The organism is Serratia sp. CY82433 (assembly GCF_052166535.1).
Lineage (GTDB): Bacteria > Pseudomonadota > Gammaproteobacteria > Enterobacterales > Enterobacteriaceae > Serratia > Serratia sarumanii.
The window spans coordinates 126092-139836 of the sequence record NZ_JBJNOR010000001.1 but is presented as its reverse complement, the minus strand read 5'-3'; the positions used below and the strand labels follow the sequence as shown (position 1 = coordinate 139836).

The window sequence follows — 13745 nt, the reverse complement described above, 5'->3', positions numbered from 1 at the left end:
ATAAAAAAATCAATAGATATTTAATATATTGACTGAAGTGATTTTAATAAAAACAAAAACCAAGTTAAGTGTATTGTTTAAAAAACGGCGTAATAAGCAGGGTTATTTGGCGGGAAAATGCGCTTTGAAAGAAAACGGCCGGCGTCTGGCGACGCCGGCGGATAAATTACGGACGATAAACCTTCACGTTGCTGAAGCCTTGCTCCAGCAGGTACAGCGCCTGCAGGCGGCTCATCACGCCGCGCTCGCAGTACAGCAGGTAGGTTTTGCTCTGATCCAGATCGCCGAACTGGGTGCTCAGCTTGTAGAACGGCAGCGCTTTCACTTCAACCTGTTCCAGCTGCAGCGGCTTCTCTTCCTGCTCGTCGTTGGAGCGGATATCCAGGATCACCTCGTCGGCGCCGAAGGCCGCGACGGTTTCCACCTCGGTCACTTGCTCCTGCGCCTGCTCGGCGATGGAGCGGATATCGACGTTCTTCGCTTCGCTCACCACCCGGTCGAGAATGCTGAAATCGAAGTGGCTCTCTTCCTCTTCGATCTTGGCCTTGACGGCTTTCACCGTCGGGCTCTTCGAAATCACGCCGCAGTATTCCGGCATGGTTTTGGCGAAGTCTTCGGTGCCGATTTCGCGCGCCAGCTTGATGATGTGCTCTTTATCGTGCGAGATCAGCGGACGCAGGATCAGGGTATCGGACGCGTTGTCGATCAAGCGCAGGTTGGTCAGCGTCTGGCTGGAGACCTGCCCCAACGCTTCGCCGGTCACCAGCGCCTGCACGCCGTAGCGTTCGGCCACTTGCGAAGCGGCGCGCACCATCATGCGCTTGAGCACCACGCCCATCTGGCCGTCGTCAATCTTCTCCAGGATCTCACCCACCACCGGCTCGAAATCGATGGCGACGAAGCGCACCTTGTGCGAGCTGGCGAAGCGATTCCACAGGTAGTGCGCCACCTGCTTCACGCCGATCTCGTGCGCGGCGCCGCCCAGGTTGAAGAAGCAAAAGTGCACGCGGCAGCCGCGACGCATCAGCATGTAGCTGGACACGCCCGAGTCGAAACCGCCGGAAATCAGCGACATTACGTCTTCCTGGGTGCCGACCGGGTAACCGCCGATGCCTTCGAGGCGGCGTTTGACCAGCATCAGCTTGTCGTCTTCGATCTCCAGGTTTACCGTAACCTGCGGGCGGGTCAGGTTAACGCGCGCGCTCTCGATATGCTGGTTCAGACCGCCGCCGACATAGCGCTCCACGTCCTGCGAGTTGAACGCCTGCTTGCCGCGGCGCTTGACGCGCACGCAGAAGGTTTTGCCTTCCAGCTGGGCGCGGTAGGCTTCCAGCGTCTGCTCGAAGATGTGGTGGATATCGGTATAAGCGCGATCTTCCACTTCCAGAATATGGTGGATGCCGGGAATGCGCGTCAGGGCGTCGGCGATGACCGGCCGCTGGTTTTCATCTTTGGCGCGAACTTCGATATGATCCCAGTGACGGACGACCGCCAGCGTTTCATCATACTGCTTCAGGACGTTGCGAATATTGGTCGAGAGAATCTTGATAAAGCGCAAGCGCACAGATTGGCTCTTGATGGTGATTTCCGGGAACAATTTAATGATAAACTTCATGGCGGTCTTTGTTGTCAGATAAGAATTACGGCGCGGAGTATATCACCATATCGCCGCGCTCTGCGCACAAAACCATACATGAGCGCCATGATTTGCTAATCAAGATCCGCTAGGATAGGCTCTGGCGCCACGGTTCACATGATGACGTAAAAAGAAAATTATGCCGAAAAAACCAGCACAATCAGCCAGTACAGAGCAAACAGCCAGCTTTGAAAGCGCCCTCGGCGAGCTGGAAAGCATCGTGACGCGTCTGGAATCAGGCGAACTGCCGCTGGAAGACGCGCTGAACGAGTTCGAACGCGGCGTACAGCTGGCGCGTCAGGGACAGCAGAAACTGCAACAGGCGGAACAGCGTGTGCAGATACTTCTTAACGACAGCGCCGACGACGCGGCGCTGGCGCCTTTCACACCGGATACCGAGTAACCGACATGTCTGAGATCGCCCCAGCGGCCGCTTTTGCCGATCAACTGCAGATTTTCCGCCAGCGCGCCGATCGCGCGCTGCTGGACTTCATCGCCCCGCTGCCGTTCAACGACGGCAACATGGTGGCGGCGATGCGTCATGGCGCCTTGCTGGGCGGCAAGCGCCTGCGCCCGTTCCTGGTCTACACCACCGGCCAGATGTTCGGCGTGTCGCTGGCCAACCTGGACGCGCCGGCGGCGGCGGTGGAATGCATTCACGCCTACTCGCTGATCCACGACGATCTGCCGGCGATGGACGACGACGATCTGCGCCGCGGCCAGCCGACCTGCCACATTAAATTCGGCGAAGCCAACGCGATCCTGGCCGGCGATGCGCTGCAAACGCTGGCGTTTTCGATCCTGGCCGATGCTGAAATGCCCGACGTGGCCCTGCGCGATCGGCTGGCGATGGTCTCCGAACTGGCGACCGCCAGCGGCGTAGCCGGCATGTGCGGCGGCCAATCGCTGGATCTGGAAGCCGAAGGCAAGCGCGTCGACCTGCAGGCGCTGGAGCAGATCCACCGCCACAAAACCGGCGCGCTGATCCGCGCGGCGGTGCGTCTGGGCGCGCTGAGCGCCGGCGAAGCCGGGCGAGCGGCGCTGCCGCAGCTGGATCGTTACGCCGCCGCGGTTGGCCTGGCGTTCCAGGTGCAGGATGACATTTTGGACGTTGTCGGCGAGACTGAAAAAATCGGCAAGCGCCAGGGCGCGGACCAACAACACGGAAAGAGTACCTACCCGGCGTTGCTCGGGCTTGACAGCGCGAAAGCAAAAGCGTGGGATCTCTATCAGGAAGCATTAGCTGCATTAGACACTTTGGCAGCGCAATCTTATAACACAGCGCCATTGCGAGCGTTAGCCAGCTTCATTATTGAACGCGACAATTAACGTGTGACGTTAACTCCTCTGATATGAGTATCGAATGAGTCTTGATATAGCCAAATACCCAACCCTGGCGCTAGCGGAAAACCCCGAGGAACTCCGCTCACTGCCCAAAGAGAGCTTGCCGAAGCTGTGCGATGAGCTGCGGCAATACCTGCTGAACAGCGTCAGTCGCTCCAGCGGCCACTTTGCCTCCGGGCTGGGTACCGTCGAACTGACGGTGGCGTTGCATTTCGTCTACAACACGCCGTTCGATCATCTGGTGTGGGACGTCGGCCACCAGGCCTACCCGCACAAAATTCTGACCGGCCGCCGCGACCGTATCGCCACCATTCGGCAAAAGAACGGCCTGCACCCCTTCCCGTGGCGCGCCGAAAGCGAATACGACGTGCTGTCGGTCGGCCACTCGTCGACTTCGATCAGCGCCGGCCTCGGCATGGCGGTGGCGGCGGAACGTGAAGGCAAAGGCCGCCGCACGGTGTGCGTGATCGGCGACGGCGCCATCACCGCCGGCATGGCGTTCGAAGCGATGAACCACGCCGGCGACATCAACCCGGACATGCTGGTGGTGCTGAACGACAACGAGATGTCGATCTCGGAAAACGTCGGCGCGCTGAACAACCACCTGGCGCAGCTGCTGTCCGGCAAGCTTTACTCCACCCTGCGCGAAGGCGGCAAGAAAGTGCTGGCCGGCGTGCCGCCGATCAAGGAGCTGGTGAAACGCACCGAAGAGCACCTGAAAGGCATGGTGGTGCCGGGCACGCTGTTCGAAGAGCTGGGCTTCAACTATATCGGCCCGGTAGACGGGCACGACGTGCAGGGGCTGGTCGCCACGTTGAAAAACATGCGCGATCTGAAAGGCCCGCAGCTGTTGCACATCATGACCAAGAAAGGCCGCGGTTACGCGCCGGCGGAGAAGGATCCGATCAGCTTCCACGCGGTGCCGAAGTTCGATCCCGCCAGCGGCACGCTGCCGAAAAGCGCCGGTGGTCTGCCGACCTATTCGAAAATCTTCGGCGACTGGCTGTGTGAAACCGCCGCCAAAGACAGCTCGCTGATGGCGATCACGCCGGCGATGCGCGAAGGCTCCGGCATGGTGCAGTTCTCTCGTGACTACCCGCAGCAATATTTCGACGTGGCGATCGCCGAGCAGCACGCGGTCACCTTCGCCGCCGGGCTGGCGATCGGCGGCTACAAGCCGGTGGTGGCGATCTATTCCACCTTCCTGCAACGCGCCTACGATCAGCTGATCCACGATGTGGCGATCCAAAACCTGCCGGTGATGTTCGCCATCGATCGCGGCGGCATCGTCGGCGCCGACGGCCAGACTCACCAGGGGGCGTTCGATCTGTCGTTCATGCGCTGCATCCCGACCATGGTGATCATGACGCCGAGCGACGAGAACGAATGCCGCCAGATGCTGTACACCGGCTATCACTACAACGACGGCCCGAGCGCCGTGCGCTATCCGCGCGGCACCGGCACCGGCGCGGCGCTGGAGCCGCTCAACCTGCTGCCGATCGGTAAAGGCGTGGTGCGCCGCCAGGGGGAAAAGATCGCCATTCTCAACTTCGGCACCCTGCTGCCGGAGGCCGCGCAAGCGGCGGAGGCGCTCAACGCCACGCTGGTCGACATGCGCTTCGTCAAACCGCTGGACGAGCAGCTGGTGCTCGAACTGGCCGCCAGCCATGAAACGCTGGTCACGCTGGAAGAGAACGCCATCATGGGCGGCGCCGGCAGCGGCGTCAACGAACTGCTGATGGCCAAACGCCGTCCGGTGCCGGTGTTGAACCTCGGCCTGCCGGACAGCTTTGTCTCGCAGGGCAGCCAGGAAGAACTGCGCGCCGATCTGGGGCTGGACGCCGCCGGCATTCAGCGCCAAATCGAAACCTGGCTGGCGCAGTAATCGCCACTCGCGCCTGAAAAAACGCCTCCGCTCTCGGGGGCGTTTTCGTTTCCGCCCTCCGGGATCCGCGCTACAGTTACTGTCTGAGCTTTCGAATGGGAGGCAAGCATGAAGTACCTGAAACTGGGCAACACCGATCTGAACGTCTCGCGCATCTGCCTGGGCTGCATGACCTACGGCGAACCGAACCGCGGCAATCACGCCTGGACGCTGCCGGAAGAGAGCAGCCGCCCGCTGCTGAAACAGGCGCTGGAAGCCGGCATCAACTTTTTCGATACCGCCAACAGCTATTCCGACGGCAGCAGCGAGGAGATCCTCGGCCGGGCGCTGCGCGACTATGCGCGCCGCGAAGACGTGGTGGTCGCCACCAAGGTGTATTTCCCGCTGAGCAACCTGGAGCGCGGTTTGTCGCGCGCCAACATCATGCAATCCATCGACGACAGCCTGCGGCGCCTGGGCACCGACTATGTCGATTTGCTGCAGATCCACCGCTGGGATTACGAAACGCCGCTGGAAGAGACGCTGGAAGCGCTGCACGACGTGGTGAAAGCCGGCAAGGCGCGTTACATCGGCGCCTCCTCGATGTACGCCTGGCAGTTCGCCAAGGCGCTGTATACCGCCGATCTGCACGGCTGGACGCGCTTCGTCAGCATGCAGGATCAATACAACCTGATTCAGCGCGAAGAAGAGCGCGAAATGCACCCACTGTGTACCGCCGAAGGCATCGCCGTGCTGCCGTGGAGCCCGCTGGCGCGCGGCCGCCTGACCCGCCCCTGGGGCGAAACCACCGCGCGGCTGGTTTCCGACCAGTTCGGCAAGAGCCTGTACGAGGAAACTGAAGGCATCGACGCCATCATCGCCGAGCGCGTCGCCAGCCTCGCCGACGAACGCGGCGTTTCACGCGCGCAGATCGCGCTGGCCTGGCTGCTGAATAAGCCGGCGGTCAGCGCGCCGATCGTCGGCGCTTCACGCAGCGAGCAGTTGGATGACGCCATCGCCGCGGTCGATTTGAGTTTGTCGCCGCAAGAGGTCGCAGAACTGGAGACGGCTTACGTGCCGCATCGGGTGACGGGATTTGAATAAGAGAAGCGGGCGCAAAATGGCGCGCCCGTCTGTCAGAACAGCCCGATCGGCCAGTGGTGCCCAATCAGGTAGATGATGCCGGCGGACAGCACGCCGGCGATGATATCGTCGACCATGATGCCCATGCCGCCATGCACGTTGCGGTCGAACCAGCGGATCGGCCACGGCTTCCACATGTCGAGAATGCGGAAGATAACGAAACCGGCGGCGACCCAGCGCCAGTCGTTGACCGGCAGCGCCATCAACGTTATCCACATGCCGACGAACTCGTCCCAGACGATGCTGCCGTGATCGTGCACCTTCATGTCTTTTGCCGTGCGGTGGCAAATATAGACGCCGATGCAGATGCTGAACATCACCGTCAGCGAGTAGAGCTGCCACGGCAGCTGGATCAGCAGCAGCCAAAACGGGATCGCCGCCAGCGATCCCATGGTGCCCGGCATCACCGGCGACAAACCGCTGCCAAACCCGGTGGCCAGCAGGTGCCACGGATTGCTCATCCGCAGCCGACGCTTGGCTTCATCCATGGGTGCCCGGCTCCGCGTTGAAATGATCGAACCCAGCCCAGTCCAGCTCTACCGCCTCATCGTCGCGATAATAGCGGATGCCTTCAGACAGCGGGCCAATTTGGCCGATGCAGGTGTAGTCGGCCCCGAGGTGGCTCAACGCCACTTCCAGCGCGCCGCGGTTGATCTCCGGCACGGTGAAGCACAGCTCGTAATCTTCGCCGCCCGCCAGCGCCCAGCGCAGCGCCTGTTCGGCATCGGCGTGGCTGCTCAGCGCCTGCGACATCGGCAGCTCGTCCAGCACGATGCGTGCGCCACAGTCGCTGGCCTTAAGGATATGCTTCAGATCGGAAATCAGGCCGTCGGAGATGTCGATCGCCGAGCTGGCCAGATCGCGCAGCGCCTGCCCCTGCAACACCCGCGGCTGCGGCCGCAGATGGCGAGCGACCAAATAATCGCGCGCCGTCGTTTCCGTCACCGCCAAACGATCCTGCAGGATCGCCAACCCGGCGGCGCTGTCGCCCAGCGTGCCGGTCACATAGATCCAGTCGCCGATGCGCGCGCCGCTGCGGGTCAGCGCCCGGCCGGCCGGGATCAGCCCCTGGATGGTCAGCGTCATGCTCAGCGGCCCGCGCGTGGTATCGCCGCCGATCAGCTGCATGCCGTAATAGTTGAGCTGATCGAACAGGCTGTCGCTGAAGGCCTTCAGCCAGGATTCGTTCACTTCAGGCAGGGTCAGCGCCAGCGAAAGCCAGGCCGGATCGGCGCCCATCGCCGCCAGATCGCTCAGATTGACCGCCAACGCCTTATAGCCGAGATCGGCCGGATCGATGTCCGGCAGAAAGTGCACGCCCGCCACCAGCGTATCGGTACTGACGGCCACCAGCTGTTTTTCCGGCACTGCCAGCAGTGCGCAGTCATCTCCAATGCCCAACTGTACATCCCGGCGCACACGCTTGAACCGGTCAAAATAGCGGGCAATGAGGTCAAATTCGCCGCATGCCATATCGATATTCCACTAGAAGAAATTAAGGCCGGGAATGCCGGCCTTAATGTTTTACTTTTTCTTGCGAAGGGTTGGCGCCACTTTATCCAGCACCCCGTTCACAAACTTGTGGCTGTCTTCCGCGCCGAAGGTTTTCGCCAGTTCGATCGCTTCGTTGATCGCCACCTTGTAAGGGACATCCTCGCGCATTTTCAGTTCAAACAGCGCGACGCGCAGCACCGCGCGCTCCACCTGGCCCAGCTCTTCGAGCTGACGCGACAGGTAAGGCGCCATCAGTTCATCCAGCATACCTGCATTCACTGCCGCGCCGGACAGCAACTCGCGAAAATAGGCGACGTCAACATCTTTGACATCCTGCTCCGTCAGGAACTGGTGTTCAACATCGGCAAGGTCGTTTTTAGACAACTGCCAAGAGTAAAGCGCTTGAACAGCGCACTCACGAGCGCGGCGACGAGCAGCAGGTTTCACGGAATTCCCCTTAACTAAATTCAGGCTTTAATAGCTTTGATAACATTAATCATTTCAAGTGCGGTCAGCGCGGCTTCAGCGCCCTTGTTGCCCGCTTTGGTGCCGGCGCGTTCGATCGCCTGCTCGATGCTTTCGGTGGTCAGCACGCCAAAAGCAACCGGGATTTCGGCATTCATCGCAACGTTGCCGATGCCGGAGCTGGCTTCGCCCGCCACATATTCGAAGTGCGCGGTGCCCCCACGGATAACAGTGCCCAGCGCGATAACCGCGTCGTATTTGCCGGTTTTGGCCAATACGCTCGCCGTCAGCGGCAGCTCGTAAGCGCCCGGGACCCAGACAACGGTAATGTTGTCGTCAGCAACCTGACCAATGCGTTTCAACGCGTCGATCGCGCCTTCCAGCAGGCTGTCGTTGATGAAATTGTTAAAACGTGCAATTGCGATCGCCACGCGGGCCTTTGGAGTAGCAACAACACCTTCGATAACTTTCATGGGCTTTCCTTAAAAATGGGTTCAATACCCCGCAGGGGGGCGGATTCTATCATATTCTTTCATCGCCTGCGCGGCGCTTTTGTAAAACCGGCGCGCGGGCGCGAGATTCAGTGTTTCGCCCGCAGGCGCAAACGCAGATCGGAGCCGACCTGGCGCACATCGCTAAAGACGAATTCCGGCGCGTCGGCCAACCGCTCCAGACCCGGCAGGTGGCACAGGCCACGGCCATTATCGCCCAGCAGTTTCGGCGCGATGTACAAAATGAGCTCATCCACCAGGCCGGCCTGCAGCAGCGCGCCGGCCAGCGTTGCGCCCGCCTCCACCCAGATTGAATTCACCTGGCGCTTGGCCAACAGCATCATCATCACCACCAGATCGACGCCGCCGCCGTGCGCCGGGCAGATAAACTGCTCGACGTCTTGCGGCCAGGCCTGTTCATCCGCCTCCAGGCGCGCCAGCCAGGTGGCGCCCGGCTGCTGCACCACGCGGTGCTGCGGAGTAATGCGATTTTGGCTGTCGAGCAGGATGCGCAGCGGCTGGCGCAGATTGTCGCGCGGATAGAGGCGCTGCGTCTCGGCGTCCAATTCATCCCAACGCACCGTCAGCGACGGATCGTCCGCCAGCACGGTGGCGCTGGTGCTGAGAATGGCGGCGCTCTGCGCGCGCAGGCGCTGCACGTCCTGACGCGCTTCGGGTGAGGTGATCCACTGGCTCTCGCCAGAGGCCATCGCCGTGCGGCCGTCCAGCGACGCGCCTAGCTTCAACTGCACGTAAGGGAAACCGGTGCGCATGCGCTTGAGGAAGCCCAGGTTGACCGCTTCGGCCTCGGCCAGCATCAGGCCGTGCCGCACCTCAACGCCGGCCTGCTGCAGCTTGTACAGCCCGCGCCCCGCCACCTGCGGATTGGGATCTTGCATCGCCGCGACCACCCGGGTTACGCCGGCGGCCACCAGCGCATCGGCGCAGGGCGGCGTGCGGCCGTGATGGCTGCACGGCTCGAGCGTGACATAGGCGGTGGCGCCGCGCGCCTTGTCGCCCGCCATGCGCAGCGCGTGCACTTCCGCGTGCGGCTCGCCGGCGCGCAGATGATAGCCTTCACCGACAATTTCGCCGTCGCGCACGATAACGCAGCCGACGTTCGGATTGGGTGCGGTGGTAAAACGCCCCAGCCGCGCCAGTTCGAAGGCGCGCGCCATATAAAGTTCGTCGTGATGCATGAAAGATCCTTTAGTCTTGCAGGCGGGCGATCTCTTCGCCGAACTCGCGCACGTCTTCGAAGCTGCGGTACACCGACGCGAAGCGAATGTAGGCGACCTTATCCAGCTTTTTCAGCGCGTCCATCACCAGATTGCCCACCAGTTTGGTCGGCACTTCGCGTTCGCCGGTGGCGCGCAGTTGGGATTTGATATGATTAAGGGCGTTTTCCACGTCGTCCGAGCTTACCGGGCGCTTTTCCAGCGCTTTCAGCATGCCGCGGCGCAGTTTGTCTTCGTTGAACGGCTCGCGCACCTCATCGCTTTTAATCACTCGCGGCATCACCAGCTCAGCCACCTCGAAGGTGGTGAAGCGTTCATTGCACACCAGACACTGGCGGCGACGGCGCACTTGCGAACCGTCCCCCACCAGGCGGGAATCAATGACTTTGGTATCAACGGCGGCGCAGAAAGGGCAATGCATAACACGTCCTGATAAACGTTTTTTATAGATAAATGCAGTTTACCCCGAAGTGCAGCCACAACAAAGAGCGGCGGCCATTTGTTGCGACACGCGGCCGGGAAGCGGCGCCGATATGACTTTCCCCTCCGGGCGGACTAAGCTGATAACAGGAGATTCAGCATAGGAAATCGCCGTCATGACAACCTGTTACCCCAAAATCGCCCTGCTCGCCGCCGCCGTGTTGCTGGCGGGCTGCGCGCATAACGCCGCCGTGCCCCAGCTGCGCCATCAGGTCGCCGCGCTGAACCAGAAAGTGAGCGTGCTGACCGATCAAACCACCGCGCTGGAGCGGCAGAATCAGCTCAATCAGCACTCCGACAATGGCGTCTATCTGCTGCCGGCGGCCCGAAGCGCCGCCCGTTTGCAGAGCGGTATCGGCGAACTGAGCGTTTCGCTGAGCCACATCAAGAACGAAGCCAACGGCACGCAGGCGCAGCTGCATGTACGCATCCTCTCTCAGGCCACGCTGCCGCCGTTCAAAGCCGTGGTGGAATGGGGCCAGTTGGACGACGCCACCGGCCGGCCGTTGACCGCCGAGGCGCTGTCGCAACCGATCGCCAGCGCCGATTCGCTGCTGCCGAAGCCCGGCCAGGACTTCGAACTGCGCTTCAGCGGCCTGACGCCGGAACAATTGGGCTATATCCGTCTGCACAGTCTGGTTTCAACCGCCCAACCGGCGGTAGTGAAGCAGCACTGACACCCGAGGCAAAAAAAAGGAGCGCCATCGGCGCTCCTTCTCATATCGCTGAATACTGCGGTTGTTAAGGCAGAATCGAAGGCTGATCCGCGCCCTCTTTTTCCACTTTTTGCTGCAGCATGTGTTCGCGTTTCATCCCCAGCTTCAACGCCAGCGCGGACGCGACGTAGATCGAGGAGACGGTACCGATCGACACGCCGATCAGCATCGCCAGCGAGAAGCCTTGCAGCATCGCGCCACCGAAGATGTACAGCATCAGCACCACCATCAGGGTGGTCCCGGAAGTCATCAGCGTACGGCTCAGCGTCTGGGTCAACGACACGTTCATGATCTCGTAAGGCGTACCGCGGCGGATCTTGCGGAAGTTCTCACGAATACGGTCGGAAACCACGATGCTGTCGTTCAGCGAGTAGCCGATAACCGACATCAGGGACGCGACGATGGTCAGGTCAATCTCGATGTGGAACAGCGACAGCACGCCCAGCGTGATGATCACGTCGTGTGCCAGCGCGATAACCGCCCCCAGCGCCAGGCGCCATTCGAAGCGGAAACCGACGTAGATCAGGATACAGATCAGCGCCACCAGCAGCGCCATGCCGCCGGTTTGCGCCAGCTCGCTGCCCACGCTCGGGCCGACGAACTCGATGCGCTTCACGGTGGCATTTTTATCCACCGAGTCGTTGATCACGCCGATCACCTTGTTGCCCAGTTCCTGGCCTGCGGTGCCGGTCGCCGGTGGCATGCGCACCATCACGTCGCGGCTGCTGCCGAAGTTCTGGATAATCGGATCCTGGAACCCGGCCTTCTCCAGCGTATCGCGCATCAGGTCGAGATTAGCTGGTTTCTCCAGGTTGATTTCAATCACCGTACCGCCGGTGAAATCCAGACCCCAGTTAAACCCGCGCACCGACATGGTGGCGATCGACGCGACCAACAGCACCAACGAGATGCCGAAGGCCACGTAGTCCCAGCGCATAAAGTCGTAGACTTTACGGCCGTAGTTGAGTTGCTCAACAGTATAATCCTGTGCCACAACGCACTCCTCAGATAGACAGCTTGTTAATGCGTTTGCCGCCGTAAAGCAGGTTGACGATGGCACGGGTACCGACAATCGCGGTGAACATGGACGTCGCCACACCGATAGCGGTGGTGATCGCAAAGCCTTTGATCGAACCGGTGCCGACTGCGTACAGGATGATCGCGGTGATCAGCGTGGTGATGTTGGCGTCAACGATACTGGAGAACGCGCCTTTATAGCCCTCATGGATCGCCTGCTGAACGGACCTGCCGTTCTTCAGCTCTTCCTTGATACGTTCGTTAATCAGTACGTTGGCGTCAACCGCCACCGCCAGCGTCAACACGATCCCGGCAATGCCCGGCATGGTCAGCGTCGCCCCCGGCAACAGGGACATCACGCCGACGATCAGCACCAGGTTGGCGACCAGCGCCGTGGTGGCGATCACGCCGAACTTACGGTACCAGACCACCATGAAGACGATGGACGCCACCAGGCCCCACAGGCAGGCTTCCAGACCTTGGGTGATGTTCTGCTGACCCAGGGTTGGACCGATGGTGCGCTCTTCGACGATCTGAATCGGCGCGATCAGCGCGCCCGCACGCAGCAGCAGCGAAAGCTGACGCGCTTCGTTCGGGTTGCCGATACCGGTGATGCGGAAGCTGTTGCCCAGACGCGACTGAATGTTCGCCACGTTGATCACTTCTTCCTGTTTCACCAGCACCGCACGGCCGTTGGCGTCTTTCTTGCCGCTGTCCTTATACTCCACGAACAGGGTCGCCATCGGCTTACCGATGTTGTCCTTGGTGAAGTTGGACATGGACGTGCCGCCGGCGCTGTCCAGCGAGATGTTAACCTGCGGCTGGTTGTATTCGTCGGTGCTCGAGGTGGAGTCGGTGATGTGGTCACCGGTCAGGATCACGCGCTTGTACAGCACGATCGGCTGGCCGTCACGGGTGTATTTCACCTCGGAATCGCCCGGCACGCGGCCGTTGGCCGCCGCAGTGGCGTCCGCATTGGTGTTCACCAGACGGAACTCCAGGGTCGCGGTGGCGCCCAGAATTTCTTTGGCGCGCGCGGTGTCCTGAATGCCCGGCAGCTCGACCACGATGCGGTCGGCGCCCTGGCGCTGCACCAGCGGTTCGGCGACGCCGAGCTGGTTGACGCGGTTACGCAGGATAGTGATGTTCTGCTGGACGGCGTATTCGCGCGCTTCGCTCAGACGGGCGTCCGTCAGGCTGGCTTTCATGGTGTTGGCGCCGTTGGCGGACAGCACCAGATCGCGCTGACGCGGGCCGATGTAGCTGATGGCCTGATCGCGGGCCGCATCGTCACGGAAGCGAACTTCCACGCCGTTGTTGTCCAGCTTGCGGATAGACGCGTAAGGAATGCCCTTCTCGCGCAGCTCGCTGCGCAGGGTATCCATGGTCTGTTCCTGCAGCTTGCTCAGCGCGGTGTCCATGTCCACTTCCATCAGGAAGTGCACGCCGCCGCGCAGGTCCAGGCCGAGTTTCATCGGCTCTGCGCCCAGCATGGCCAGCCAGGTCGGCGTGGCCGGCGCCAGGTTCAGCGCCACGACGAATTTGTCACCCAGCTCGGTCACCAGCGCTTCGCGGGCGCGCAGCTGAACGTCAGGATCTTTAAAGCGAGCCAGGATGGCGCCATTTTCCAGCGCAATCGACTTGCTCGCGATGTTGTCTTTTTCTAATACGGTACGGACCTGGTCCAGCGTAGTTTCACTGGCGGCGACGCCGCGCGCGCCAGTGATTTGTACGGCCGGATCCTCACCGTAGATGTTGGGAAGCGCATAAAGCAGACCGACGAGGATCACGACGATCAACATCAGATACTTCCACAAAGGATAACGGTTTAGCACGGCAATTCCCTTCGGGAAAAAG

At 61.2% G+C, this 13745-nt stretch carries 14 protein-coding genes; 5 read left to right on the top strand and 9 right to left on the bottom strand.

All coding sequences use genetic code 11. The annotated features are described in order from the left end of the window. Nucleotides 1–166 precede the first annotated feature (166 nt). Nucleotides 167–1615 carry a tRNA uracil 4-sulfurtransferase ThiI gene (gene thiI / locus ACJ8PI_RS00725; RefSeq protein WP_033637305.1) on the bottom strand — a complete coding sequence of 483 codons (1449 nt, stop codon included), beginning with the start codon at nt 1613–1615 and terminating at the stop codon, nt 167–169. A 160-nt stretch (nt 1616–1775) separates the two neighbouring features. On the opposite strand from thiI, the gene xseB reads away from it, so the two are divergent. The 4 genes from xseB to ACJ8PI_RS00705 all read left to right on the top strand — a co-directional run bounded on the left by xseB (nt 1776) and on the right by ACJ8PI_RS00705 (nt 5948). Continuing rightward, the gene (xseB, locus tag ACJ8PI_RS00720) at nt 1776–2039 is read left to right on the top strand and encodes an exodeoxyribonuclease VII small subunit (protein WP_033642062.1); all 264 of its coding nucleotides are present in this window, start codon (nt 1776–1778) and stop codon (nt 2037–2039) included. Nucleotides 2040–2044: 5 nt separating this feature from the next. Beyond that, nucleotides 2045–2965, top strand: coding sequence for a (2E,6E)-farnesyl diphosphate synthase (gene ispA, locus ACJ8PI_RS00715; RefSeq protein ID WP_033637304.1), 921 nt, complete (start codon nt 2045–2047; stop codon nt 2963–2965). Between the two features lie 34 nt (nt 2966–2999). Next, complete coding sequence (gene dxs / locus ACJ8PI_RS00710) at nt 3000–4865, top strand: 1-deoxy-D-xylulose-5-phosphate synthase (RefSeq protein WP_033637303.1); 1866 nt, start codon at nt 3000–3002, stop codon at nt 4863–4865. A gap of 108 nt (nt 4866–4973) precedes the next feature. Beyond that, nucleotides 4974–5948 carry an aldo/keto reductase gene (locus ACJ8PI_RS00705; protein WP_033637302.1) on the top strand — a complete coding sequence of 325 codons (975 nt, stop codon included), beginning with the start codon at nt 4974–4976 and terminating at the stop codon, nt 5946–5948. Nucleotides 5949–5980: 32 nt separating this feature from the next. Here the strand turns inward: ACJ8PI_RS00705 and pgpA are convergent, their stop codons facing one another. The 6 genes from pgpA to nrdR form a co-directional block, all read right to left on the bottom strand. Continuing rightward, nucleotides 5981–6475: a phosphatidylglycerophosphatase A gene (gene pgpA / locus ACJ8PI_RS00700; protein ID WP_033634010.1), complete on the bottom strand. Its 495-nt coding sequence runs from the start codon at nt 6473–6475 to the stop codon at nt 5981–5983. Next, nucleotides 6468–7460, bottom strand: a complete 993-nt coding sequence (gene thiL, locus ACJ8PI_RS00695) for a thiamine-phosphate kinase (protein ID WP_033637301.1) — start codon at nt 7458–7460, stop codon at nt 6468–6470. The genes pgpA and thiL overlap by 8 nt, the downstream gene beginning before the upstream one ends. Before the next feature lie 51 nt (nt 7461–7511). Further along, a complete protein-coding gene (gene nusB / locus ACJ8PI_RS00690) occupies nt 7512–7928 on the bottom strand; it encodes a transcription antitermination factor NusB (RefSeq protein WP_004940384.1) in 417 nt (138 codons plus the stop codon). Between the two features lie 20 nt (nt 7929–7948). Continuing rightward, complete coding sequence (ribH, locus tag ACJ8PI_RS00685) at nt 7949–8419, bottom strand: 6,7-dimethyl-8-ribityllumazine synthase (RefSeq protein ID WP_033637299.1); 471 nt, start codon at nt 8417–8419, stop codon at nt 7949–7951. Between the two features lie 107 nt (nt 8420–8526). Beyond that, nucleotides 8527–9636, bottom strand: a complete 1110-nt coding sequence (ribD, locus tag ACJ8PI_RS00680) for a bifunctional diaminohydroxyphosphoribosylaminopyrimidine deaminase/5-amino-6-(5-phosphoribosylamino)uracil reductase RibD (RefSeq protein WP_101455746.1) — start codon at nt 9634–9636, stop codon at nt 8527–8529. Nucleotides 9637–9646: 10 nt separating this feature from the next. Then, entirely contained in the window at nt 9647–10096 is a 450-nt protein-coding gene (gene nrdR / locus ACJ8PI_RS00675; protein ID WP_004940387.1) for a transcriptional regulator NrdR, read from the bottom strand. 175 nt (nt 10097–10271) lie between these two features. On the opposite strand from nrdR, the gene ACJ8PI_RS00670 reads away from it, so the two are divergent. Then, nucleotides 10272–10832 (top strand): DUF3251 domain-containing protein, encoded by a 561-nt coding sequence (locus ACJ8PI_RS00670; protein WP_049196389.1) that lies wholly within the window; start codon nt 10272–10274, stop codon nt 10830–10832. A 64-nt stretch (nt 10833–10896) separates the two neighbouring features. Here ACJ8PI_RS00670 and secF read toward each other — a convergent pair whose 3' ends face one another. Both secF and secD read right to left on the bottom strand, forming a co-directional pair. Then, complete coding sequence (gene secF, locus ACJ8PI_RS00665; protein ID WP_019454209.1) at nt 10897–11865, bottom strand: protein translocase subunit SecF; 969 nt, start codon at nt 11863–11865, stop codon at nt 10897–10899. Nucleotides 11866–11875: 10 nt separating this feature from the next. Continuing rightward, the gene (gene secD / locus ACJ8PI_RS00660; RefSeq protein ID WP_087763277.1) at nt 11876–13723 is read right to left on the bottom strand and encodes a protein translocase subunit SecD; all 1848 of its coding nucleotides are present in this window, start codon (nt 13721–13723) and stop codon (nt 11876–11878) included. Nucleotides 13724–13745 lie beyond the last annotated feature (22 nt).